Annotated in this window: 20 protein-coding genes and 2 tRNA genes; 7 read left to right on the forward strand and 15 right to left on the reverse strand. The window is 68.6% G+C overall.

Annotation, left to right across the window (positions count from 1 at the left end):
- Positions 1-47 precede the first annotated feature (47 nt).
- A complete protein-coding gene (locus HS109_19345; protein MBE7524506.1) occupies positions 48-515 on the reverse strand; it encodes a hypothetical protein in 468 nt (155 codons plus the stop codon).
- 142 nt (positions 516-657) lie between these two features.
- On the opposite strand from HS109_19345, the gene HS109_19350 reads away from it, so the two are divergent.
- A complete protein-coding gene (locus tag HS109_19350; GenBank protein ID MBE7524507.1) occupies positions 658-1,167 on the forward strand; it encodes a hypothetical protein in 510 nt (169 codons plus the stop codon).
- Between the two features lie 324 nt (positions 1,168-1,491).
- On the opposite strand, the gene HS109_19355 is transcribed toward HS109_19350, so the two are convergent.
- From HS109_19355 to HS109_19375, 5 genes are all read right to left on the reverse strand, one after another.
- Complete coding sequence (locus tag HS109_19355; protein MBE7524508.1) at positions 1,492-1,866, reverse strand: hypothetical protein; 375 nt, start codon at positions 1,864-1,866, stop codon at positions 1,492-1,494.
- Positions 1,863-2,405, reverse strand: a complete 543-nt coding sequence (locus tag HS109_19360; protein ID MBE7524509.1) for a DUF2857 family protein — start codon at positions 2,403-2,405, stop codon at positions 1,863-1,865. The genes HS109_19355 and HS109_19360 overlap by 4 nt, the downstream gene beginning before the upstream one ends.
- On the reverse strand, positions 2,405-3,757 hold the full coding sequence (locus tag HS109_19365; GenBank protein MBE7524510.1) for a ParB N-terminal domain-containing protein: 1,353 nt from the start codon (positions 3,755-3,757) through the stop codon (positions 2,405-2,407). Before HS109_19365 ends, HS109_19360 begins: the two co-directional genes overlap by 1 nt.
- Positions 3,754-4,599: a ParA family protein gene (locus HS109_19370; GenBank protein MBE7524511.1), complete on the reverse strand. Its 846-nt coding sequence runs from the start codon at positions 4,597-4,599 to the stop codon at positions 3,754-3,756. The genes HS109_19365 and HS109_19370 overlap by 4 nt, the downstream gene beginning before the upstream one ends.
- Positions 4,600-4,660: 61 nt before the next feature.
- Positions 4,661-5,251 (reverse strand): sigma-70 family RNA polymerase sigma factor, encoded by a 591-nt coding sequence (locus HS109_19375; protein MBE7524512.1) that lies wholly within the window; start codon positions 5,249-5,251, stop codon positions 4,661-4,663.
- Between the two features lie 498 nt (positions 5,252-5,749).
- On the opposite strand from HS109_19375, the gene HS109_19380 reads away from it, so the two are divergent.
- Positions 5,750-6,076: an AlpA family phage regulatory protein gene (locus HS109_19380; GenBank protein MBE7524513.1), complete on the forward strand. Its 327-nt coding sequence runs from the start codon at positions 5,750-5,752 to the stop codon at positions 6,074-6,076.
- 189 nt (positions 6,077-6,265) lie between these two features.
- Here the strand turns inward: HS109_19380 and HS109_19385 are convergent, their stop codons facing one another.
- Positions 6,266-7,780 carry a PLP-dependent aminotransferase family protein gene (locus HS109_19385; GenBank protein MBE7524514.1) on the reverse strand — a complete coding sequence of 505 codons (1,515 nt, stop codon included), beginning with the start codon at positions 7,778-7,780 and terminating at the stop codon, positions 6,266-6,268.
- A gap of 111 nt (positions 7,781-7,891) precedes the next feature.
- On the opposite strand from HS109_19385, the gene HS109_19390 reads away from it, so the two are divergent.
- From HS109_19390 to HS109_19405, 4 genes are read left to right on the forward strand one after another with little or no spacing between them, the layout of a single operon-like run.
- Positions 7,892-8,536: an FMN-binding negative transcriptional regulator gene (locus HS109_19390; protein MBE7524515.1), complete on the forward strand. Its 645-nt coding sequence runs from the start codon at positions 7,892-7,894 to the stop codon at positions 8,534-8,536.
- 35 nt (positions 8,537-8,571) lie between these two features.
- Positions 8,572-8,907, forward strand: a complete 336-nt coding sequence (locus HS109_19395) for an antibiotic biosynthesis monooxygenase (GenBank protein ID MBE7524516.1) — start codon at positions 8,572-8,574, stop codon at positions 8,905-8,907.
- A gap of 17 nt (positions 8,908-8,924) precedes the next feature.
- Positions 8,925-9,242 (forward strand): quaternary ammonium compound efflux SMR transporter SugE, encoded by a 318-nt coding sequence (gene sugE / locus HS109_19400; protein ID MBE7524517.1) that lies wholly within the window; start codon positions 8,925-8,927, stop codon positions 9,240-9,242.
- 40 nt (positions 9,243-9,282) lie between these two features.
- The gene (locus HS109_19405) at positions 9,283-10,404 is read left to right on the forward strand and encodes a PLP-dependent transferase (protein MBE7524518.1); all 1,122 of its coding nucleotides are present in this window, start codon (positions 9,283-9,285) and stop codon (positions 10,402-10,404) included.
- A gap of 228 nt (positions 10,405-10,632) precedes the next feature.
- On the opposite strand, the gene HS109_19410 is transcribed toward HS109_19405, so the two are convergent.
- The 3 genes from HS109_19410 to guaB form a co-directional block, all read right to left on the reverse strand.
- The gene (locus HS109_19410; GenBank protein ID MBE7524519.1) at positions 10,633-11,892 is read right to left on the reverse strand and encodes a tyrosine-type recombinase/integrase; all 1,260 of its coding nucleotides are present in this window, start codon (positions 11,890-11,892) and stop codon (positions 10,633-10,635) included.
- A 297-nt stretch (positions 11,893-12,189) separates the two neighbouring features.
- Positions 12,190-13,809, reverse strand: a complete 1,620-nt coding sequence (guaA, locus tag HS109_19415) for a glutamine-hydrolyzing GMP synthase (GenBank protein MBE7524520.1) — start codon at positions 13,807-13,809, stop codon at positions 12,190-12,192.
- A 4-nt stretch (positions 13,810-13,813) separates the two neighbouring features.
- On the reverse strand, positions 13,814-15,289 hold the full coding sequence (guaB, locus tag HS109_19420) for an IMP dehydrogenase (GenBank protein MBE7524521.1): 1,476 nt from the start codon (positions 15,287-15,289) through the stop codon (positions 13,814-13,816).
- Positions 15,290-15,540: 251 nt separating this feature from the next.
- Between guaB and HS109_19425 the strand changes: the two genes are divergently transcribed.
- Complete coding sequence (locus tag HS109_19425; GenBank protein MBE7524522.1) at positions 15,541-16,026, forward strand: DUF4124 domain-containing protein; 486 nt, start codon at positions 15,541-15,543, stop codon at positions 16,024-16,026.
- Between the two features lie 31 nt (positions 16,027-16,057).
- Here the strand turns inward: HS109_19425 and HS109_19430 are convergent, their stop codons facing one another.
- The 5 genes from HS109_19430 to lon all read right to left on the reverse strand — a co-directional run bounded on the left by HS109_19430 (position 16,058) and on the right by lon (position 21,503).
- A complete protein-coding gene (locus tag HS109_19430; protein ID MBE7524523.1) occupies positions 16,058-18,037 on the reverse strand; it encodes a SurA N-terminal domain-containing protein in 1,980 nt (659 codons plus the stop codon).
- Positions 18,038-18,151: 114 nt separating this feature from the next.
- A tRNA-Asp gene (locus tag HS109_19435) sits at positions 18,152-18,228 on the reverse strand.
- 39 nt (positions 18,229-18,267) lie between these two features.
- A tRNA-Val gene (locus HS109_19440) sits at positions 18,268-18,343 on the reverse strand.
- A 108-nt stretch (positions 18,344-18,451) separates the two neighbouring features.
- Positions 18,452-18,724, reverse strand: coding sequence for an HU family DNA-binding protein (locus HS109_19445; GenBank protein MBE7524524.1), 273 nt, complete (start codon positions 18,722-18,724; stop codon positions 18,452-18,454).
- Between the two features lie 337 nt (positions 18,725-19,061).
- Entirely contained in the window at positions 19,062-21,503 is a 2,442-nt protein-coding gene (lon, locus tag HS109_19450) for an endopeptidase La (GenBank protein ID MBE7524525.1), read from the reverse strand.
- Between the last annotated feature and the right edge of the window lie 69 nt (positions 21,504-21,572).

Raw genomic sequence — 21,572 nt, forward strand, 5'->3', positions numbered from 1 at the left:
CGTGTGGGGGTGATCTCGCGTCGAATCGACGAGCGGACGCGACGTGCTCATGTCGGCCTGCCGGTGTTCATGCGCGTCTTGAGCTCGCCGAGCATCTGCCTGACCTTCTCGCGCTGGGCTCGTGCCCTGGCCTGGTACTCGGGCGTGGCGCGCTCGGCCGCGAGGCGCCGTTCCTCGGCTTCGCGTTCACGACGCTGAGCGGCGTCCTGCTGGCGCCGCGCGCGCGCGGCGGCCACGCGGGGGCCGAGCTCAGGGACGAAGCTGCCGGCGTCGGCGCGCGCGATGAGGCCGCGCAGGTACGCGACCGGGCTGCTGCGCACGCCGCCCATCTGCAGCCGGCCGGCAAGCTCGTCGAGCAGGGCCTGGGCGCGATCGCCGCAGGGGCGGAGCAGCACGCGTGCTGCCTGGCGCTCGTCCGGCAGCATCTGCTCGGGGAAGATCAACTCGCCACCATCCACCACGGCGACCGGCGGATTCGCCGGCGGGGCTGGCGTTCTGTGGTTGTAGTGCTTCACCTGTACTGTGATTCATAAGAAGCGCGGCGCTTTGGGGTGAACCGTGTTCGCGGGTCGGGCCGAACTGTCGTGGCGGATTCGGCGTGGCAAGGCTGCGGGGATGCCACAGTCTTGAATCGCTCTTCGGTGGATCGTTGGCTGCGTGAACGTCTCGGTCTGGCTGCACGCCGCGCAGGTCGGCGTCGCCTGCCGGTGCGACCTCGTCCGTCAGCAGTGCCAGCAGGCAATCGAGCCGGATGCGCGCGACCAGGCTCGGCGGAATGCCGCGCAGGCACTCCTCCCAGAGCCCGGCGCGCACGAGGTCGCGGCGCGCCGTTTCCTGTTCGCGCCGGGTGAGCCCGAGCTCCTCGAACCAGCGCGCCGCCGAGCTGACGATCCACTGGTCGAGACGACGTCTGACCTGCAGCCGCGTGAGGTGCAGCGCGCGCGACAGCATCAGCCCGGCATGCACGCCCCCAGCGACATCGACGAGCGTCCGGTGGAAAGCCACCGACGGGCCGAGCAGTTCCGCGAGCACGAGCTGGTCGTTCCAGTCCATCGCTTGCGACTGACCGGCGATGCGATCGGCGAGCTGCGCGCCGAGCTCGTCGAGCCTCAACCTGAAGTGCAAGCGCGCGGGAATGCCCATGCGCTGGTCTTCGAGGAGAGCTAGGCTGCGCAGCACCTCGCGCGCGTTGGCCTGTTCCTTCGCCGACAAGCCGGTCTCCATCGCCCATTGCTCAGCGGTCTTGTGGAACCATCCGCCGGTCTCGGCGATGTCCCGACCGTGGCGCGTCCAGTAGATCGACTGCGACAGCAGGAGCGCCGCCTTCACGCTCGCAGTGAGGTCCACGAGTCGACGATGGAATGCGATGTGCCGGCCCAGCAGCGGCCAGATGAGCGACAGCGGTGCCGCGTCGACGACCGCCGACGCGGACCGTGAGTCCACGTGCTCACGGCGCGCGTCTTCAGACACGGCAGATCTCTCCGCGGACTTTCACCGGCCCGCCGCTCCGGCATGGACCTGCAGTGCGCGCCAAACCGCGTCGGCGCGAACTCGGAACCAGAGCTTGGCCGGCATGCCGACGCGGCGTTCTTCGAGCAGTCCCGAGCGCCGCAGGGCGCGCCGCGCGGTCTCCTGTTCCCAGCGCGTGAGCCCCGTCTCCTGTGTCCACTCCTCCTGGGAGCGAATGAACCACCCGTCGGCGGAGGCTTCCAGAGACTGGCTGGTCCAGATCGCCTGCGACAGCATCAAGGCCGAGGTGACGCCTCCGGTGATCGGCACGAGGCACCGATGAAAGCTCACCGGGACGTCGAAGACCTCGAGCAACAGCTGCGGCGTGATGCCGAGGCTCTCCATGCGCGCGTTCATGCGTCGGCCTCGAATTCACGCACGACCGCCTCCAGCACGGCGATCGGCACGTGCTGGAACTCCTGATGCAGCCGGTAGTAGCGGACACGAGGCGCCGGATCGGCGATTGCCCGCCACGCCTGGTAGATGCGCTCGCGCGTCGCGTAGTCGGGCAGCCGCAACCGACCGGCCGGTCGCCTGGCGTCCAAGTCGCGGCGTCGCTTGAGCGTCAGCTTGCGCCGGAGCTTGAAGAGCGCGCTCATCAGGTGCGTCGACGCGCCGTGGCGGATGAAGTACGTCTCCAGCGCCTTCGCCTCGTTGACCAGGGCCACGGCGCGCAGCCCCGCCTTGAGCGCTGCGCCATCGAAGGCGACGCCGATCGTCAGACTGCGCATCGCGGCGAGTCGACCGAGATCGACGGCCGAGAGCTGCCGAAGATGGGCCAGCTGCTCCATCTCGATGCCGACCGCGTGAAGCTCGTCCAGCGCGGCGTCGGCCAAGCGCACCGTCACGTGGTTGAGGAGGACCAGCCGTACCTGGGCGTCCTGCAGCGGGAGCATCACGCCTCCTCCGCTGCCGAAGCCGTCGTGCCCGCGGCACCCGGCTGCCGGCGAAGACCACCCGATCGCCTGGCACAAGCCAGCAGTTCCCAGAATGCCGTTGCCGACGGGTCGTCGGGATCGACGAGCCATTGCAGGAACGCCGGCGCCGCCGCGTTCGACGGCGCCGCGTCGGGCTCGAGCTGGCCGAGAAGCCCCGCAAGCAGACACCAGGCGCGATGGCGCGCCGGATGCTCCGCGTCGCCATCGGCGAGCGTCGCGATGCGCAAGCCGGCTGCAGACTGCAGTTCGTGATCGACAACGCCGGCGATGCCGACGGTCTCCGCAAAGCGCCTTGCCCGCGTCAGCAGTTCGTCTGCCTCCGTGCCATCGCCGTCGGCAGAGGGGTCATGCGTCGAAGGCAAGGACGCGCCGGTAGCAGGAGTGCCGGCCACCGGCGCCGATGTACTCACCTGAGGCTCGCGGCCGCCCTTCGACCGAAGTCCCATGCGAAGCGAGTCGATGGGTTCGCCGAGGTGATGCGCCAAAGCGACTTCGCAGGCCTCGCAGGCGGCGGAGACGCTGAAGGCGCCGGTGTGCGGGTACTGCTGCGCGATCCGTCGAAAGACGGGTTCGAACACCTGGCCGTAGAGGTCGTCCTCCGTGATCGAGCTTCGCGACTGGGCGTAGCGCTTCAGCGCGTTCAGTCGCGGCTGCATCGTCTTGACGTCGAGGCCGGAGAGATCGGTCACCGCCTCGCCGATGGTTCGCAACCGCTCGGTGGCGAAGAGATGCAGACCGAGCGTCGCGGTGTTCACCGCCAGGCCCAGCGCGTGGAGCGCGTCCTCCAGCGGCCGCAGCGTCAGGGTGCGGCCCTGCTCCCGTTCGAGACGAGACTTGAGCGCGACGATCCCGCACGCCTTGTCCCAGAAGGTCATCTCGCCGCGCTGTTCGTTCTCGATCAGGTGCGCGGTGAGGACGTGGCTCTCCGATCGCCACGGCCGAAACAGCACCACCAGCTTTCGGAAGCGCGGATCGCGCGTCTCGGCCCACAGTTGCCGCAACGCCAGCAGCCGCGTGTTGCCGCCGGCCTCGACTATGAAGTGCGACTCGCCGGGGCGGCGCGTCACCGTCAGCGGACTTCGCAGGCCACTGGTGCGGATCGACTCCTTGATGTCGTCGAACTTCGCGTTCGACGCGCGCCGCGGGTTGTGCTCGTAAGGCTGGATCTCGTCGACGGCGAGCTCGATCTGCGATTCCGTTCGCGGATCACTCTGACCGGCGAGATCGCGGGCGTTGTTGCCCGGGTTTCCGACCCGCAACGACTCGGCCACCAGTCTTCGGCGCTCGTCGACCGACACCTTGCCGTTCATGCCGACCGCTCCTCTGTACGCGAGTCGCCGGCGTGAACGCCCTGCAGGCTGGGAATCAGTTCCCAGGCGAGCTGGTGCATCACCGTGGACGCGCTCGGCATGACGCCGTCGCGTCGCGGCTCGTGCCGGTGCACCGGGATCCGCAGCGTGGCGGCCTCCTTGTAGGCCTTGGCGTGCGGCACGACGGTGTCGAGCACCGACACCCTGCCCTTCAGGCGGATGAAGTCCTCGCGGATGCCGCTCGCGATCAGGCGGGCGTCGGCCGTGCGGTCCTGCCGGTAGATCACCGCCTTTACCGGCCCGAGCGTGGCACCCAGGGCGCTGCCCGGCTCCAGCCGGTCGAGCAGTTCCATCGTGCCGTCCTTGAACTCGCGCGCCGATAGAACCTCCGGCGTGATCGGCGAGACGAGGATGTCGGCAGCCATGAGCGCCGCGTCCTGCAGCGGGCCGATGGCGCCCTGCGTGTCGATCAGGACGCAGTCATAGGCGTTCGCCACGACGGCGGCCTGCAGCGCGAAACGCAGTCGGAAGCCGCGGTCGATCCGGTTGAGCAGCCAGTTTGGAAGATGGCCCTCCGGGTCGTCCGACACGACGATGTCGAGGTTCGGGAAGACCGTCGCCGTGATGCACGCGGCGGTCACCTCGCCGCGCAGGATCACCTCGGTGAGTCCGGCCGCCGGCTGCGGCGTCGCCAGTGGGAAGTACTTCGACAGCGAGGGCTGGACGTCCGCGTCCACGAGGAGGACGCGCAACCCCATGTCGGCGAGCAAGGCGCCGAGGTTGGCCGTGAGCGTCGTCTTGCCGACGCCGCCCTTGGTGCTGGTGACGGTGAACTTGATCATCGATTCCGTGCCGATTCAGGTCGGTCATCAGGCATACGGAATCGCGTGCAAAAGTGTCGGGCTACTCCCTCAGATAGTCGCCAAGCCCCTGATCCGCGAACACCCGACGGATGCGTTTGATCTCCTCGTACAGGGTGCCGCGCGGGATTCGGAGCCGCTCGGCGGCCTCTTTGATGGTCAGTCCCTCCTCGCCGAGCATCTGGCACAACTGCCGCTGGATCGGTGTGAGCCGAGCCAGGGCGCGGCCAATGTCGATGCGTGCGTGCTGACGATCAACGACACCGGCTTCGTCCTGCTGGGCCGACTCGTCGTCGGCCAGCAGGTCGGCGAGCGTCAGGCCATCGTCCGAGCCGTCGAGCGCAGCATCGAGCGACAGTGCAACCTGCTCGCCCGCGCGCTTCTCGGCCGCCTGCTCGCGGATCAGATCCGTGAGTTTGTTGCGGATCACCTGGGCCATATAGGCCGTGGGCGGTGCCGCCGGATCGGGTGCGAGCTTCCGGCGCACCACGATCCAGTGCGCCAGGCACTCCTGGACCAGATCGTCGAACTCCTCTCGGGCGAGGCTTCGCGATCGCCTCCTGAACTCGCCCACCAGCTTTTTCGTGACCGCGATCTCCCATCGCTGGAGACCCTCTCCTGCCTTGAGCGCCATGGCTCTCCCCGTCGGTTGGCTGACGGGGAGGAGATCGAGCGGGGCTCAGCGGAAGGAAAAGAGCGACAGGCGACCTAATTCGTAGGGCCGACGAAGTAGCGGGGAGACGTATCCCGACACTTTTGCGCCGGATTCCGTACCCGGATCCCAAGGGGCTTCGATAGATCTCGAAGGGCGGCGACGCATGGCGACAGACGCCAGGACGCCAAGGCGATGTCCCCCGGGGTTGCGAAGCGCCACGTCGGTGGCGGCTACGCGAGGTCGAAGGTGTGAAGAGTCGGTCGAGGGTTACCGCGCGGCACCCAGCGGGGCGTTACGCAGGCCTCTCGGCCAAGAACGGGGGTGCGAATGAAGCGCGGGAATCAGTTCACGGAAGTGGTGCGGGCCGTCGGCACCGCGAAGCAGCAGGCGACGCCTGCTGCACTCGACGGGGTCATCAACGACGACCGGGACGCCGACCGCAATGGCGCCGCGGCACTTCGGCAGGCGGCGCGTGAGATGGAGCCGCCGGGCGCGTTCGACGCGCGAGCGATCCGGGATCTGCACAAGGCAGCGCCGACCGACCCCAAGGGACTGCGTCGCACGATCCGCCGCAGCGAGCTACGTCAGATCGTCCCGCTGGCGGATTCGACCATCTACGAGCTGGAGCGCCGCGGCGAATTCCCGCAGCGGTTCTACCTCACGACACGCTGCGTGGTGTGGGACCTGGCCGAGGTGATGGCCTGGCTGCAGAGCCGTCGGCAGGCCGGGAGCAACGGGGTGAAGAAGGCGGCGGTGCCGGACGTTCGAAGGAGGATGCGCCGGACGGTCGGCGCCAAAGGCTAGTGTTGCGATTCCCGCTAGCGACCATTCCGCTCACCACAGCACCCAGAGCGATGACCCTGAGACGCGAACCGGCGCCATCAGCGGTGCGATGGGCCGCAGTGCGAGTTACAGCGGACGGCGAAGGTAGACCTGGGATCGGCAGGGGACGGCCAACGGCAGACATTCGCGCCCGCGCAGGCAAGCAGTCAGTCAGACCTTAGCGAGCCCAACCTTGTCTCGACCCTCCAAGGCATTCAACGCCGCCAAGAGGCGTCGCGCGCCATCCTCAATCGCATCGGTGCCCAGGAGCGCATAGCCCATGACAAAGCCAGCGGGCCGCTGCACAGCCGTGCGGGACCGAGTGCGCGTCGGGAGGTAGAGCGGCCCGACCGGATAGACCCGCACGCTGCGCTCACGCGCCGCCTGCACCAGCGCTGTCTCTGCACTCGCCGGCAAGCCCGGGATCCAAGCCACGAGGTGCAGCCCACTGGCCGCCCCCTGGATCCGCACGCGATCGCCAAAGTGCATGGCGAGCGCATCCGTCAGCGCGCGCTGTCGGGCCTGCTGCAGGCGTCGCATGCGGCGCACGTGGCGGTCGTAGCTTCCATCGTCCAGCAGCACGGCCAGGGCGCGCTGCAGGCCCGTGGCAGCGTGTCGATCCGCAACCCGCTTGGCGGCAACGAAGGTATCCACCAAGGTTCGCGGCAGCACCATGTAGCCGAGCCGAAGCTGTGGCGACAGCGTCTTGGAGAACGTGCCGACGTGGATCACGCAGCCGCGACGATCGAGTGACAGCAGCGTCGCCTCCGGCCGCACCGAGTAGCGGTACTCGCTGTCGTAGTCGTCCTCGATGATCCACGCATGCCGTCGTGCGGCCCAGGCAAGTAACGCGCTGCGCCGAGCCATCGGCATGAAGGACCCGAGCGGAAACTGATGCGTCGGGGTGACGTACGCCACGCGTGCCGGCCCGAGCGCCGCCAGCGCGTCGGTCCGCAGCCCGTGTTCGTCGACGTCCACGCCCAGCAGCTTGGCGCCGCAGGCCTCGAAGGCATGGTGCGCCATGCGGTAGCCCGGGTTCTCGACGATCACACTCTCGCCGGGATCGACCAGCAGCCGGGCGCACAGGTCCAGCGCCTGTTGCGACCCGTTGACGATCATGATCTGCTCGACGCTGCAGGACACGCCCTTGGTCCGGCTCAGGTGCGTCTGCAGCGCACGGCGCAACACGAGGTTGCCGCGCGGATCCTCGTATTCCAGTCGATGGACGCGCTGTCGCTCGACTGCACGAAGTGCCTTCAGCCAGGTCTGGGTTGGAAAGTCGCCGCCAGCCAGGGGGCCGTAGACGAAGTCGATCTCCGCCGGCGCGGTCGGACCCGCATCGCGGATACCCATCGCCGCGATGCGCCGGCCGACGGCGGACAGCCTGCCCGCCACCCGACCGGCCTCGTCGCGCTCCTGGCGGGCACCGCCAGCACGGCGCAGCGAGGCCACCGCGCCTTCGGCCACCCGGCTCATGGCGCCAGGACGGGTGTCGATGAAGCCATCGGCCGCTAGTTGTTCGTAGACCAGCGTCACGGTGCCGCGCGACAAGCCCCGCTCAGCGGCGAGCGCGCGCGAGGACGGCAGCGGCGTACCGGCCGCATAGGTGCCGTCCGCGATGCGCGCGCGGAATTCCTCGTACAGCGCACGGCTGAGTCCGCGCCGGCGATCTGGGTCAGCGGGCATGGTGGGAAACTGGTCCAGTGAGATTGTCGGGAACTGGATATTTTCCACGTGCCGGCCTCAAGGCACAGTGAGGGTCCGCCGGTCTCCGGTCGCCCACTCGCAAAGCGCCCCATGTACCTTCCCCAGCAATTCGCCGAGGCCCGCGTCGAAGAGCTTCATCGCATCGTGCGCGAGAACGCGCTCGGCATGCTCGTCCGGCCCACGGGGGCGGGCTTCGAAGCCGACCACCTGCCGTTCATGCTGGAGGCGGCGCCGGACGGTCCGGGGACGCTGATCGCCCACGTCGCCCGCGCCAACCCGGTGTGGCGAGAGATCGGCAGTGGCGACCCGGTGCTCGTCGTCTTCCGTGGCGTGCAGGGCTACATCTCGCCGAACTGGTATCCCGGCAAGCACGAGACGCACCGCCGCGTGCCGACCTGGAACTACGAGATCGTGCATGCCCACGGGACGATCCACGTGCACGACGATGAGAAGTTCGTGCGCGGCGTCGTGGCCCGCCTGACCCGCCAGCACGAGGCGGACCAGCCGCAGCCCTGGAAGATGGGCGACGCACCGGCCGACTACCTGGCCGAGCAGCTGAGCCACATCGTCGGCATCGAGGTCAGGCTGACCCGCCTGGAGGGCAAGCGCAAGCTCAACCAGCATCACGCGGTGCCGGACCGTGAAGGCGCTATCCGCGGTCTGGAGTCCGTCGGCAATGCCGGCCTGGCGCAAGCCATGCGAGACACTGCGACACCGCCCGCTGAGGGCGCATGAACCGCGACGGCCCACGCCGCACAGGAGACGACCGGGTGTACAGCGCGACCTTCACCTTCGCCAAGGGCGAGTACGACGACGAGTTCCATCGCCGCGACCAGGCGATTGCCGAGATCGCGAAGGCGATCCCCGGCTACCTGGGCGAGGAGGCCTGGGAGAACCCGGCGAGCGGGCTGATCTCGACCGTCTACTACTGGCAGACGCTGGAGGCGCTTCAGCAGCTCGTCGAGCACCCCCTGCACCGCGCCGCAAAGGACCTGCAGGGCCGCTGGATCCGTGGCTATCACATCACCATCGCGCAGGTGCTGCGCAGCTACGGCGATGGCGGCATCGCCCATCCACTCGGTGCCACGCCCCCCGGCCACGAGTGAACGAAGAAGACGCATCCATGGCGTGGCTGTTGCTGATCATCGCCGGTCTGCTCGAAGTGGGCTGGGCCATCGGCCTGAAGTACACCGAGGGCTTCACGCGGGTCTGGCCGAGCCTGTTCACGCTCGGGACCATGGTGTTAAGCGTCGTGCTGCTCGGCGTGGCGATGAAGTCGCTGCCGGTCGGGACCTCCTATGCCGTGTGGGTCGGCGTCGGCGCGGTCGGCACGGCGATCCTCGGCATGGTGTTGTTCGGCGAGCCAGCCACGGCCGGGCGGCTAGCGAGCCTTGGACTCATCGTTGCCGGCATCGTCGGATTGAAGCTGGCCAGCGCCTGATGGCACCCCAAACAACATTGCCCATCGAGATACCTTGAACATGAACGCAGACAACACCCAGCTCCAGCCCGACTCCTGGCTCGTCACCGCCGGTCGCTCCTCGGAGCCCGGATCGCCGCTGAACGTGCCGCTCGTACCTGCATCGAACTTCATCATCGGCGGCAAGCGCGAGTATTCGCGTGACGACGGCACGCCAACCTGGGAAGCCCTCGAACAGCTCGTCGGGGGCCTGGAGTCTGGGCGCTCGGTGGCCTTCGCGTCCGGCATGGCGGCCATCGCCGCGGTCTTCGATCAGCTCCACGCTGGCACGACCGTGGTGCTGCCGGACGACTGCTACCAGGGCGTCGCCGGACTGGTGGCGGCCGGCGCCGATCGCGGTCGCTGGTCGGTGCGGCGCGTGGCGCTGCACGACACGGCGGGCTGGATCGACGCCTGCCGCACGGCCGACCTGGTCTGGCTTGAGTCGCCTTCGAACCCGTTGCTCGGCGTGGCAGACCTCGAGGCGATCTGCGCCGCGCCGCGGAAGCCAGGCGCCATCGTGGCTGTCGACAACACCTTCGCCACGCCGCTGAACCAGCGCCCGCTGGACTTCGGCGCGACGGTGTCACTGCAGTCCGCAACCAAGTTCATCGGCGGCCACTCCGACCTGCTGGCGGGCGTGGCGACGACGAAGGACGAGGCGTTCTGGCACGCGCTCAAGAAGTCGCGCGAATTGACCGGTGCGACGCCGGGTACGCTGGAATCGTTCCTGGCGGTGCGCGGTGCACGAACGATGGCACTGCGGCTGCAGCGGGCGCAGCAGTCGGCGATGGTGCTGGCCGAGCGGTTGGCTGCGCACCCGGCGGTCGAGTTGGCTCGCTACCCCGGTCTGCCCTCACACCCGACCCATGCGACGGCCAGGCGGGTGCTCAGAGGCTACGGCACGATCATCTCGTTCGATGTTCGCGGTGGCGCTGCGCGGGCCGATGCGGTGTGCCGTCGTACGGGCCTGATCCAGCACGCGACCAGCCTTGGTGCTGTCGAGTCGACGATGGAGCGCCGCGCGGCGATTCCGGGACAGGAGCATCTGCCACCGTCGTTGCTGAGGCTGAGCGTCGGCATCGAGGACGTCGAGGATATCTGGCGAGACCTCGACAATGCCTTGGTCGCGACAAGCGCGTGACAGCGCTATGCGCTGAGGCCACTTGGCAGGCACGAATGTCTGCTGCTTACATGGATGATTGACCGTTGAGGGTCGAAGGCAGGTCTAGGATCTGCGCGACTGAGGGACCGGAGCAGGTCAGAGACCTGACGTTCGCGCGCAGCGATGACGTTGAGCCCGATTGCCTGCGCCAACCGCGGCGAGTCGGCGCACAGGAGAACCTCCGTTGCCGCGGCCGCTAGGAACGACTCAAATCGGCGCCGCCGTCGTCGCCACCTTCATCGTCGGCGGCAGCAGCGTCGGCGTGTGCGTCTTCCCCGCCACCCAGGCATCGATCATGTCCGCCCACTCCTGCAGCATGTGGCGGCGCTGCTCCGCGTACTCCGCCTTGTTGTAGACGCCGCGCGATGAGCGCCCGTCTTCGTGGGCCAGGCACTTCTCGATCCAGTCGCTGTTGAAGCCGAGCTCGTTCAGGATGGTCGAGCCGGTGCGGCGCAAATCGTGCACGGTGAAGGGCTCCAGCGGCAGCTTTGCTTCCTTGGCGCGCTCCGCGACGATCTGGGTGACCCGGTTGAGGGTCGCCTTCGACATGCAGCGGTCGGCGTCGTAACGCGAGGGCAGCAGGAATTTCGAGCCGCTCGCGCAGGTGCGCAGCGCCACCATGATGTCGAGTGCCTGCTGCGACAGGTAGACGTTGTGGGGTTTCCCGGCCTTCATGCGGCTCTTCGGGATCGTCCAGACGGCGTTCTCGAAGTCGACCTCGTCCCAGGTCGCCTCGATCAGCTCGCTCTTGCGCACGAGCGTGAGCAGGATGAGGCGCAGTGCCAGGCGGATGGTCGGCAGCGTCGCCGTGGTGTCCAGCACCCGGTGCATGATGCGGATCTCGGTCGGCGACAGTGCGCGGTCCTTGGCCACGAAGGTGGCGATCGACGAAGGACCAACCTCGTCGGCGGGATTCGGCGCCTTCTCGCCGTGCAGCGCCGCGAAACCGAAGACCTGCTTGACGATGTCGCGCACGTGCACGGCCGTCGCCGGCGCTCCGCGCGCCTTGATCTTGGCGCACAGGTTGCGCAGGTCTTCCGGCCCGATCTCGGACATCAGCCGGTTGCGGAAGACCGGCAGGATGTCCCGGTCGATGATGCTCTTACGCATCGACCTGGTGCTGTCGGCCATCCTGGCCTCTTCCAGCCAGCGCTTGGTGAATTCCTCGAAGGTCTGGGCCTCGGACCGTCGGCGCTTGTCGCGCTGCTTTTCCTGGGCGGGGGAGATGCCTTCGGCGATGGCCTTTCTCGCCTCCATGCAGCGCTCGCGCGCCATGAGCAGCGAGATTCCGTCCTTCGTGCCGTAGCGGCCGATGGTGAGCGTCTCGCGGCGGCCGTTGAGCCGGTAGTCGAGGCGGAACGTGATCGTGCCCCTCGGGGAGACGGTCACGTACATCCCGTCCCGGTCGGCGATCTTGTAGGTGGTGCCCTGGGGCTTGATGCCCCTGAGCGTGCCATCGGACAGCATCGGCGGTCCCTCCTCTCGGAGAAATTTTACCGTCATGCTGAAACGGTGGCTACATCTTCGCTAAGTTATTGATTTTAGTCGTCTTTGTTGCCGTTTCTTTACCGTCACTGCTCGCGTTCACATGACGGTAAAAACTTCGGATGCCGCCGGCCTCTGATTTCTACCGTCAGATTTACCGTCAACATGAAACGCACCCCACCGATAGATGTCGATAGACCACGACAGATGTTTTCTTTACGGTACAACGACTTAGGTTCAATTCTCGATCGATCTCGATTGACCCTGAAAGACGCCGAATCATTCCCACTCGATCGTCGCCGGCGGCTTGCTCGAGACGTCGTAGACGACGCGGTTGATGCCGCGCACCTCGTTGGTGATGCGGTTCGACACGCGCGCGATGAGATCGTGCGGCAGGTGCGCCCAGTGCGCGGTCATGAAGTCGGTGGTCTGCACGGCGCGCAGCGCGACGGCGTGCTCGTAGGTGCGGCCGTCGCCCATCACGCCGACCGAGCGGATCGGCAGGAACACCGCGAACGCCTGCGCGGTCAGGTCGTACCAGGACGTCCCGCTCGCGTCGCGCGTCGCGCGCAGCTCGTCGATGAAGATCGCGTCGGCGCGGCGCAGGAGTTCCGCGTACTCGCGCTTCACCTCGCCCAGGATGCGCACGCCGAGCCCCGGTCCCGGGAACGGGTGCCGGAACACCATCTCGCGCGGCAGCCCGAGTTCGAGTCCCAGCTCGCGCACCTCGTCCTTGAAGAGCTCGCGCAGCGGCTCGAGCAGCTCGAGGTGCAGCGTCTCGGGCAGGCCCCCGACGTTGTGGTGCGACTTGATCGTGTGCGCCTTCTTCGTCTTCGCGCCGGCGCTCTCGATCACGTCCGGATAGATCGTGCCCTGCGCGAGCCATTTCGCACGCGGGAGCTTCGCCGCCTCGCGCTGGAACACGTCGACGAAGAGCTTGCCGATGACCTTCCGCTTCGCTTCCGGGTCGTCGATGCCGGCGAGCGCGGACAGGAACTCGGCGGAGGCGTCCACATGCACCACGTGCACGCCGAGATTGCGCGCGAAGGTGTCCATCACCTGCGTCGCCTCGTCCTGGCGCAACAGGCCGTGGTCGACGAACACGCAGGTGAGGCGATCGCCGATCGCGCGGTGGATGAGCGCCGCCGCGACCGACGAGTCGACGCCTCCCGACAGGCCGAGGATCACCTCGTCGTCGCCGGCCTTCGCGCGGATCGAGGCGACCGCCTCGTCGACGTAGTCGTGCATGTTCCAGTCTTCGCCGCAGCCGCAAATCTCATGCGCGAAGCGCGCGAGGATCGCCCTCCCCTGCTTCGTGTGCGTGACCTCGGGGTGGAACTGCACGCCGTAGAGGCCGCGCGCGTCGTCGGCCATCGCGGCGATCGCGCAGGCGTCCGACGAACCGATCAGCCGGAAGCCGGGCGGCAGCGCGGTCACCTTGTCGCCGTGGCTCATCCAGGTGTCGAGGATGCCGTGCCCGTCGGCGTTGGCGCGGTCCTGGATGTCGCGGAAGAGCGCCGAGTGCCCGCGCGCGCGCATCTCCGCGTAACCGAATTCGCGCACGTGGCCGGGTTCGACCTTGCCGCCCAGTTCGTGCGCCATCGTCTGCATGCCGTAGCAGATGCCGAGCACCGGCACGCCCAGCGCCCACACCGCCGCCGGCACGCGACCGGCGTCCTCGTCGTAGACGCTCGCGTGACTGCCGGACAGGATCACGCCCTTCGCGCCGAAGCCGAGCACGAACGCGTCGTCGACGTCGTTCGGGTGGATCTCGCAGTAGACGTGCGACTCGCGCAGGCGGCGCGCGATCAGTTGCGTGACCTGCGAGCCGAAGTCGAGGATCAGGATGCGGTCGTGCGCGCGGGGCGTCACCGCGCCGGCAGGTCGGGCGTCGGGCATGCCGTCAGCCGGCGCGATAGTTCGGCGCTTCCTTGACGATCTGCACGTCGTGCACGTGCGACTCCTGCATGCCGGCCGAGGTGATCTGCACGAACTCGCCTTTCGCCGACATCTCGGCGACGCTCGCGCAGCCGCAGTAGCCCATCGCGGCGCGCAGGCCGCCGGTCAACTGGTGGACCACGTTGACCATCGCGCCCTTGTAGGGGACGCGCCCCTCGATGCCTTCGGGCACGAGCTTCTCGGCCGCGGCGGCGGGGTCCTCGCTCTCGAGTTCCTGGAAGTAGCGGTCGGCGCTGCCCTGCTGCATCGCGCCGAGCGACCCCATGCCGCGGTAGCTCTTGTACGAACGGCCCTGGAAGAGTTCGATCTCGCCGGGCGACTCGTCGGTGCCTGCGAAGAGGCTCCCCAGCATCACCGACGACGCGCCCGCGGCGATCGCCTTCGCGACGTCACCCGAGTAGCGGATGCCGCCGTCGGCGATCAGCGGCACGCCCGCGGCGGCGGCGCCCTCGAGCGCGAACTGGATCGCCGAGATCTGCGGGACGCCGACGCCCGCGACGATGCGCGTCGTGCAGATCGAGCCGGGACCGATGCCGACCTTGACGCCATCGGCGCCGTGGTCGACCAGCGCCTTCGCGCCGGCGGCGGTGGCGATGTTGCCGCCGATCACCTGGACGTCGGGGAAGCGCTTCTTGGTCCACGCGACGCGGTCGAGCACGCCCTGCGAGTGGCCGTGCGCGGTGTCGACGACGAGAACGTCGACGCCCGCCTCGACGAGCGCCTCCGCGCGCGCCTCGTTGTCGGAGGCGACGCCGATCGCCGCGCCGACGCGCAGGCGCCCATGATCGTCCTTGCATGCGTTCGGGTGCTCGGTCGACTTGAGGATGTCCTTGACCGTGATGAGGCCCTTCAGTTCGTTCGACGGCGAGAGTACGAGCACCCGCTCGAGGCGGTGACGGTGCATCAGCGTCTTCGCGGTGTCGAGGTCGGTGCCCTCCGGCACGGTCACGAGCCGGTCGCCCGGCGTCATGATGGCCGCCACCGGCTGGTCGAGTTCGGTCTCGAAGCGCAGGTCGCGGTTGGTGACGATGCCGACGACGCGCTTGCCGTCGACCACCGGCAGCCCGGAGATGCGGTGACGCGCGATCAGCGCGAGCAGTTCGCGCACCGTCATCGACGGCGACACGGTGATCGGATCCTTGACGACGCCGCTCTCGAAGCGCTTCACTTTCGCGACCTCGGCGGCCTGGCGCGCGGGCGGCAGGTTCTTGTGGACGATCCCGAGCCCTCCCTCCTGCGCCAGCGCGATCGCGAGGCGCGCCTCGGTCACGGTGTCCATTGCGGCGGACACGATGGGGATCTGCAGCTCGATGCCGCGAGTGAGGCGCGTGCGCAGCGAGACGTCGCGGGGGACGACCTCGGAGTGCGCGGGAAGGAGCAGGACGTCGTCGAACGTGAGCGCGGTGCGGACGACACGCATGGGGTGGGTTTCCTCGTGCTCAAAAACGGATTATACGCGGCAGCGACGGGCATACCCGAGCGGTCCTGACGGGAGTTCCGAGGTTCCGCGATCGCGGGGCCGTGCCGCCCCCTCCCACGGGCGTCGGCACGCCGGCCCGGTGGAGCGCCCACGTGGCGCTTCTCCCGGTGTCGCGCCGTCGCCACGCGCAGGTACGGTGCGCCGCCGGGGGTTCGTTGACGCCGGCCTCGCGCCTCGGGTACCGTGGCTGCATGAATCACGCGCACCCGAACCGCAAGACGATGGGGACCGCGTTCCTGGCCGCCGGCGTCCTGGCGCTCGCGCTCGCCGCGGGAGGAGCCTCCGCCACGCTCTACAAGTGGACCGACGCCAGCGGTCGGGTGGTCTATTCCGACCAGCCGCCGCCCGGTGGCGTCAAGTACGACGTCGTCGGCGGCGCCGCGCCGCCCGACAACCCGAACGCGGCCCGCGACCTCGCCAGCCAGGAGGCCCAGTTCAAGAAGGCGCAGCGCGAGCGCGCGGAGGCCGACGCCAAGGCGGGCAAGACGCGCGCGGACGCGGCGAAGCGGGCCGAAGTGTGCGAACAGGCGCGGGCGGGCATTCGCACCTACCAGAACGACAACGTTCCCGTCGTCACGATCAACGCGAAGGGGGAGCAGGTCGTCGTCGACGCGGCCGAACGGGCGCGACGCCTCGCCGAACAGCAGCGGCTCGCGCGGGAATACTGCGGCAACTGACGCCGCGCCCCCGCACCCCGCGCCGCTCGCGCTACTGCGGCAGCCCTCGCGGCGCGCGCTGGCGCGCCGGCGACTGCTGCTTCTGGGCCGGGGCCGTGCCGTCGTCGGACTTCACTTCGAGTTGCCCCTGCTCGATCTTCACGTCGGAGCGCGAACGCAGCGACGCCAAGTACGCCGACGCGAAATCGCGTCCGAGCTGGTCGCCCATCCGCTCCGCCGCGAGCTTCAGGCGTCCTTCGTCGTAGGTCGAAGGCGACGTCACCTTGCTCACGCGGTAGATCGTGAATCCGCCGCGCGGGTCGGTCGCGGTCACGTAGACCGGCAGTTTCGACGTGTCGGCCTGGAAGACGCGCAGCAAAGCGTCGGGGGGGAGCGTCGCGCCCGGCTGGTTGCGCGCCACCTCGACCGGCTTGCCGAACGCGAGTCCGGCGTCCTTGTCGGACTTGCCCTGCTCCAGGAGCGCGAGCTTCGCGCGTCCCGCGCGCTCGGCGGCGTCCGCCATCGCCTTGCGCTCGAGCTGCTGACGGATCTCCGCCTTCACCTCGTCGAACGGCCGGGGCGCCGCCGCCTTGTGCTCGACGATTCTCCCGGCGATCAGCATGTTGGGCCCCGCCTCGATGGCGTCCGTGTTGCGCTTCGCCTGGATCGACGCCGGCGAGAACAGCGCCTCGACGAACGCCGGATTGTTCGCCGCGAGCGCCTGCGCCTGCGCCCGGGTGATGAACGGCGTCGTCTGCACCGGGACGCCGAGCGCCTTGCCGACGCCTTCGAGCGAGTCCGCCTGCTCGTAGACGAGATTCTGGAACTGGTCGGCCGCGGCCTGGAACCGCTCGTGCGCCAGGCGCTGCCGGAGTTCGGCCTCGATCTGCGTCTTCACTTCCTCGAACGGACGCTTCGTCTCCTCGCGGGCACCGGTGACCTTGATGACGTGCCAGCCGAACTCGGATTGCACCGGTCCCACGATGTCGCCCGGCTTCGCGGCGAACGCCGCGTTCTCGAACGCCTTCACCATCGTGCCCCGGCCGAACGCGCCGAGGTCGCCGCCCTGCGCGGCCGAGCCCGGGTCCTCGGACTTCGCCTTCGCGATCTCGGCGAAGCGTGCGGGGGCCGCGCGCACCTCGGCGGCGATCGCCTCGGCCTTCGCCTTGGCCGCGGCCTTCTCGGCGTCGCTCGCGTCCGGCTTCACCGCCACCAGGATGTGCGAGGCCGTCCGCTCGCCCGGCGAGGTGTAGCTCGCCTGGTTGGCGTCGTACTGCCTGCGCACGTCCTGCGGGTCGACCGTCACCTTCGCGGCGAGCGCGTCGACGTTCAGCACGACGTACTCGATCTTCGCCTGCTCGGGCGTCATCAGCGCGTCGGGATGCTGGTCGTAGTAGGCCTTCACCGCCGCGTCGTCGACCTTCGCCTCCTTCGCGTACGGCGCGGCGTCGATCGTCGCCTGCGCGACCTCGCGCTTCTGCTCGAGCAGCGCCAGGTAGCGTTCGGCCGACGCCTTCGCGACGATCGCCCCCTGCGTCAGCGGCTCGGACAGCGGCGCCTGGCTCATCTCCTGCCGCAACCGGTATTCGAAGAGCGCGGGCGACATGTTCTGGCCCTGCAGGACCATCCGGTAGCGTTCGGCGGAGAACTTGCCGTCCTCCTGGAACGCCGGGATCTCCGCGATCACCTGGGCGAGCTGGGCGTCGGTCACCCGCAGGCGCTCGCGCCGCGCCTCCTCGGCGAGCAGGCGCTGGTTCACCAGGTTCATCACCACGGCGTAGCGGACGTCGGGGTGGTCGATGACCGCGGAGTCGTAGGACTTGCCCATCTGCTGGCGAAGCCGGTCCGCGTGCTCGCGCAGCGCGTCCTCGAACTCGCGCCGCGTGATCTTGACGCCGTCGACCGTCGCGATCGTGTCCTCGACGCCGCTGCCGCGGAAGTAGTAGTCGACGCCGAAGAACATGAACGGCAGCGTGATCAGCGCCAGGACGACCTGGACCGCGCGCTTGTGCTTGCTCAGGAAATCGTACATGGTGGCCTGCGGGCGGATCGTCCGCCTTTCGCCCGCTTGGACCGCGGGGCATCGCGGGGGTTTCCCTCCGCGCGAACACGAAAAAGGGCGAACACGGGTTCGCCCTTGGGGAGTTGGCGGAGTGGACGGGACTCGAACCCGCGACCCCCGGCGTGACAGGCCGGTATTCTAACCAACTGAACTACCACTCCTCGTCCGGCACTCGGGCGCTACGCGCGCCAGACGGCTGCTGGTGGGTGCTGACGGGATCGAACCGCCGACATTCGCCTTGTAAGGGCGACGCTCTACCGGCTGAGCTAAGCACCCGCGGGTGCGGTTCCTCGTCGTGCGGCCACCGGCCGCCTCAGGCTGCGCCTGCGTCCTCGCCGCGTGCGCCACCGGTCGCCCGGCGCCGCGCGCATGCTCGGCAGCCCGTTATTTTAGCTCATCCTTCAGCGCCTTGCCAGCCCGGAACCTCGGCACCTTGGCCGAGGGAATCTTGATGGTGTCGCCGGTCCTGGGATTGCGCCCGGCGCGCGCGGTGCGGCGCCCGACGTAGAACGAGCCGAAGCCTACCAGCGTGACGATGTCGCCCTTCTTGAGCGAACCCTTGATCGAGTTCACCGTCGCGTCGAGCGCACGCCCGGCGGCGGCCTTCGAGATGTCGGCGTGGCGGGAGATCGCGTCGATCAGGTCGTTCTTGTTCACGTGGGTGTCCTCACGGTGGGTGTCGCCTGCGCGCGGCGTCCGGTGGGGAGCGCACCCGTCGCGGCGGCGTCGGTTCTTCGAACGGGAATGTCGCGGCGCGCGATCGCGCGCCGACGCCGTCGTTATAGCGCCCGCGATTTTTCGCTGTCAAGCGGACAATCGCGCGCGCGGCGCGCGCTCGTCAGGCGATGCTTGAAGTTGCGCGCGTTAAGTGGTTGACAAGTCGCGCGGCGAGCGTTCGCGCGCGGCGACGAGCGGCGTCGGACGAAAAAACAACGCGCGCGGGCACGCTTCGTGCGGCCGCGCGCGCTGCCTTGAACGGCGTCCGGCGCCGACGTCAATGCTTGAGTTGCGCGCCTTCGCCTTCGCTCGCCGGCGCGGCGGGCGGCGGCGCATCGGCGTCCTTCTTCTCGTCGGCGAGCGGCACCGGCTGGCGCTCGAGCGTCGCCTCGAGCACCTGCTCGATCCAGCGCACCGGACGGATCTCGATGCGGTTCTTGATCTCGTCGGGAATCTCCGCGAGGTCCTTCACGTTCTCCTCGGGCACGAGCACCGTCTTGATGCCGCCGCGGCCCGCGGCGAGCAGCTTCTCCTTCAATCCGCCGATCGGCAGGACCTCGCCGCGCAGCGTGATCTCGCCGGTCATCGCCACGTCGCAGCGGACCGGGATGCCGGTCAGGATCGACACCATCGCGGTGGCGATCGCGGCGCCCGCGGACGGGCCGTCCTTCGGCGTCGCGCCCTCCGGCAGGTGGATGTGCAGGTCGGTCTTCGTGTAGAAGTCCGGCGCGATGCCCAACTGGCGGCTGCGGTGGCGCACGACCGACAGCGCCGCGGCGATCGACTCGTTCATCACCTCGCCCAGCTTGCCGGTGGAGGTCGTCTTGCCCTTGCCGGGCAGCGCGACCGCCTCGATCGTCAGGAGATCGCCGCCGACCTCGGTCCAGGCGAGGCCGGTGACCTGCCCCACCTGGTTCTTCTTCTCGGCGATGCCGTAGGTGAAACGCCGCACGCCCAGGTACTTGTCGAGGTTCTTCGAGGTCACCTCGACCGGCCCCTTGGCCCTGCGCGCCTTGCCCTCGCTCTCCTTCAGCAGCAGGGCCTTGACGACCTTGCGGCAGATCTTGCTGATGTCGCGCTCGAGGTTGCGCACGCCCGCCTCGCGCGTGTAGTAGCGCACGATGTCGCGCAGCGCGCTCTCGGCGACGTGCACTTCCTCCGGCTTGATGCCGTTGTTCTTCATCTGCTTGGGCAGCAGGTACTGCTTGGCGATCGCGATCTTCTCGTCCTCGGTGTAGCCGGAGAGCCGGATCACCTCCATCCGGTCGAGCAGCGGCGCGGGGATCGCCATCGTGTTGGCGGTCGCGACGAACATCACGTCGGACAGGTCGTACTCGACTTCGACGTAGTGGTCGACGAAGGTCGAGTTCTGCTCGGGGTCGAGCACCTCGAGCAGCGCGGAACTCGGGTCGCCGCGGAAGTCCATGCCCATCTTGTCGACTTCGTCGAGCAGGAACAGCGGGTTGCGCACGCCGATCTTCGACATGTTCTGCAGGATCTTGCCGGGCATCGACCCGATGTAGGTCCGGCGGTGGCCGCGGATCTCCGCCTCGTCGCGCACCCCGCCGAGCGACATGCGGACGAACTTGCGGTTGGTCGCCTTGGCGATCGACTGGCCGAGCGAGGTCTTGCCGACGCCGGGCGGGCCGACCAGGCACAGGATCGGGCCCTTCAGGCGGTCGACGCGCTGCTGGACCGCGAGGTACTCGACGATGCGTTCCTTGACCTTCTCGAGGCCGTAGTGATCGGCGTCGAGCACCTTGACCGCGTGCGCGAGGTCCTTGTTGATCTTGCTCTTCTTGCGCCAGGGCAGCGCGGTCAGCGTGTCGACGAAGTTGCGCACGACGGTCGCCTCGGCCGACATCGGCGACATCATCCGGAGCTTCTTCAGCTCGTTCATCGCCTTGGCCTCGGCCTCCTTGCTCATGCGCGCGGCCTTGACCTTCTTCTCCATCTCCTCGAGGTCGGCGTTCTCGTCGCCCTCGCCCAGTTCCTTCTGGATCGCCTTGACCTGCTCGTTCAGGTAGTACTCGCGCTGGCTCTTCTCCATCTGCCGCTTCACGCGGCCGCGGATGCGTTTCTCGACCTGCAGGATGTCGACCTCGCCTTCGAGCAGGCCGAGCAGGTGCTCGAGGCGCTTCACCGGGTCGCTCATCTCGAGGATCTGCTGCTTCTGCTCGAGCTTCAACGGCAGGTGGGCCGCGATCGCGTCCGCCAGCCGCCCGCCGTCGTCGATCCCGGACATCGAGGTGAGGATCTCGGGCGGGATCTTCTTGTTGAGCTTCACGTACTGGTCGAACTGCGCGAGCAGCGCGCGGCGCATCGCCTCGACCTCGTGCGCCGGGCCCGCGTCGATCTCGACCGGGCGCGCCTGGGCGGTCAGCAGTTCGGACAGGTCCCTCACCGACTCGATCCGGGCCCGCTGGGTCCCCTCGACCAGCACCTTCACCGTGCCGTCGGGGAGCTTCAGCATCTGCAGGACGGTGGCGATGCTGCCGATCTCGTAGAGGTCGTCGGCGCCCGGGTCGTCCTTCGCCGCCTGCTTCTGGGCGACGAGCAGAATGTGCTTGCCCGATTCCATCGCGGCGTCGAGCGCCTTGATCGACTTCGGGCGCCCCACGAACAGCGGGATGACCATGTGCGGGAACACCACAACGTCGCGCAGCGGCAGGAGCGGGAGCGAGTTGAGGTCGGCCGGGGATTGCGGTTCGGTAGACATCGTGTCCTTCGGGCGGGAGTACCCCCGGAACATGGGGGCGGGAGCACCGCCGGGCAAGGCGAGCGCGAG

This window comes from Burkholderiales bacterium, assembly GCA_015075645.1.
Taxonomy (GTDB): domain Bacteria; phylum Pseudomonadota; class Gammaproteobacteria; order Burkholderiales; family Casimicrobiaceae; genus VBCG01.

Coding starts and splice junctions, on each gene's coding strand:
- guaA (MBE7524520.1), bottom strand. CDS start 13,809: ATGCCCGACGCCCGACCTGCCGGCGCGGTGACGCCCCGCGCGCACGAC.
- HS109_19405 (MBE7524518.1), top strand. CDS start 9,283: ATGAACGCAGACAACACCCAGCTCCAGCCCGACTCCTGGCTCGTCACC.
- lon (MBE7524525.1), bottom strand. CDS start 21,503: ATGTCTACCGAACCGCAATCCCCGGCCGACCTCAACTCGCTCCCGCTC.
- HS109_19365 (MBE7524510.1), bottom strand. CDS start 3,757: ATGAACGGCAAGGTGTCGGTCGACGAGCGCCGAAGACTGGTGGCCGAG.
- HS109_19410 (MBE7524519.1), bottom strand. CDS start 11,892: ATGCTGTCCGATGGCACGCTCAGGGGCATCAAGCCCCAGGGCACCACC.
- HS109_19390 (MBE7524515.1), top strand. CDS start 7,892: ATGTACCTTCCCCAGCAATTCGCCGAGGCCCGCGTCGAAGAGCTTCAT.
- HS109_19425 (MBE7524522.1), top strand. CDS start 15,541: ATGAATCACGCGCACCCGAACCGCAAGACGATGGGGACCGCGTTCCTG.
- sugE (MBE7524517.1), top strand. CDS start 8,925: ATGGCGTGGCTGTTGCTGATCATCGCCGGTCTGCTCGAAGTGGGCTGG.
- HS109_19430 (MBE7524523.1), bottom strand. CDS start 18,037: ATGTACGATTTCCTGAGCAAGCACAAGCGCGCGGTCCAGGTCGTCCTG.
- HS109_19355 (MBE7524508.1), bottom strand. CDS start 1,866: ATGAACGCGCGCATGGAGAGCCTCGGCATCACGCCGCAGCTGTTGCTC.
- HS109_19385 (MBE7524514.1), bottom strand. CDS start 7,780: ATGCCCGCTGACCCAGATCGCCGGCGCGGACTCAGCCGTGCGCTGTAC.
- HS109_19375 (MBE7524512.1), bottom strand. CDS start 5,251: ATGGCGCTCAAGGCAGGAGAGGGTCTCCAGCGATGGGAGATCGCGGTC.
- HS109_19360 (MBE7524509.1), bottom strand. CDS start 2,405: ATGCTCCCGCTGCAGGACGCCCAGGTACGGCTGGTCCTCCTCAACCAC.
- guaB (MBE7524521.1), bottom strand. CDS start 15,289: ATGCGTGTCGTCCGCACCGCGCTCACGTTCGACGACGTCCTGCTCCTT.
- HS109_19380 (MBE7524513.1), top strand. CDS start 5,750: ATGGAGCCGCCGGGCGCGTTCGACGCGCGAGCGATCCGGGATCTGCAC.
- HS109_19370 (MBE7524511.1), bottom strand. CDS start 4,599: ATGATCAAGTTCACCGTCACCAGCACCAAGGGCGGCGTCGGCAAGACG.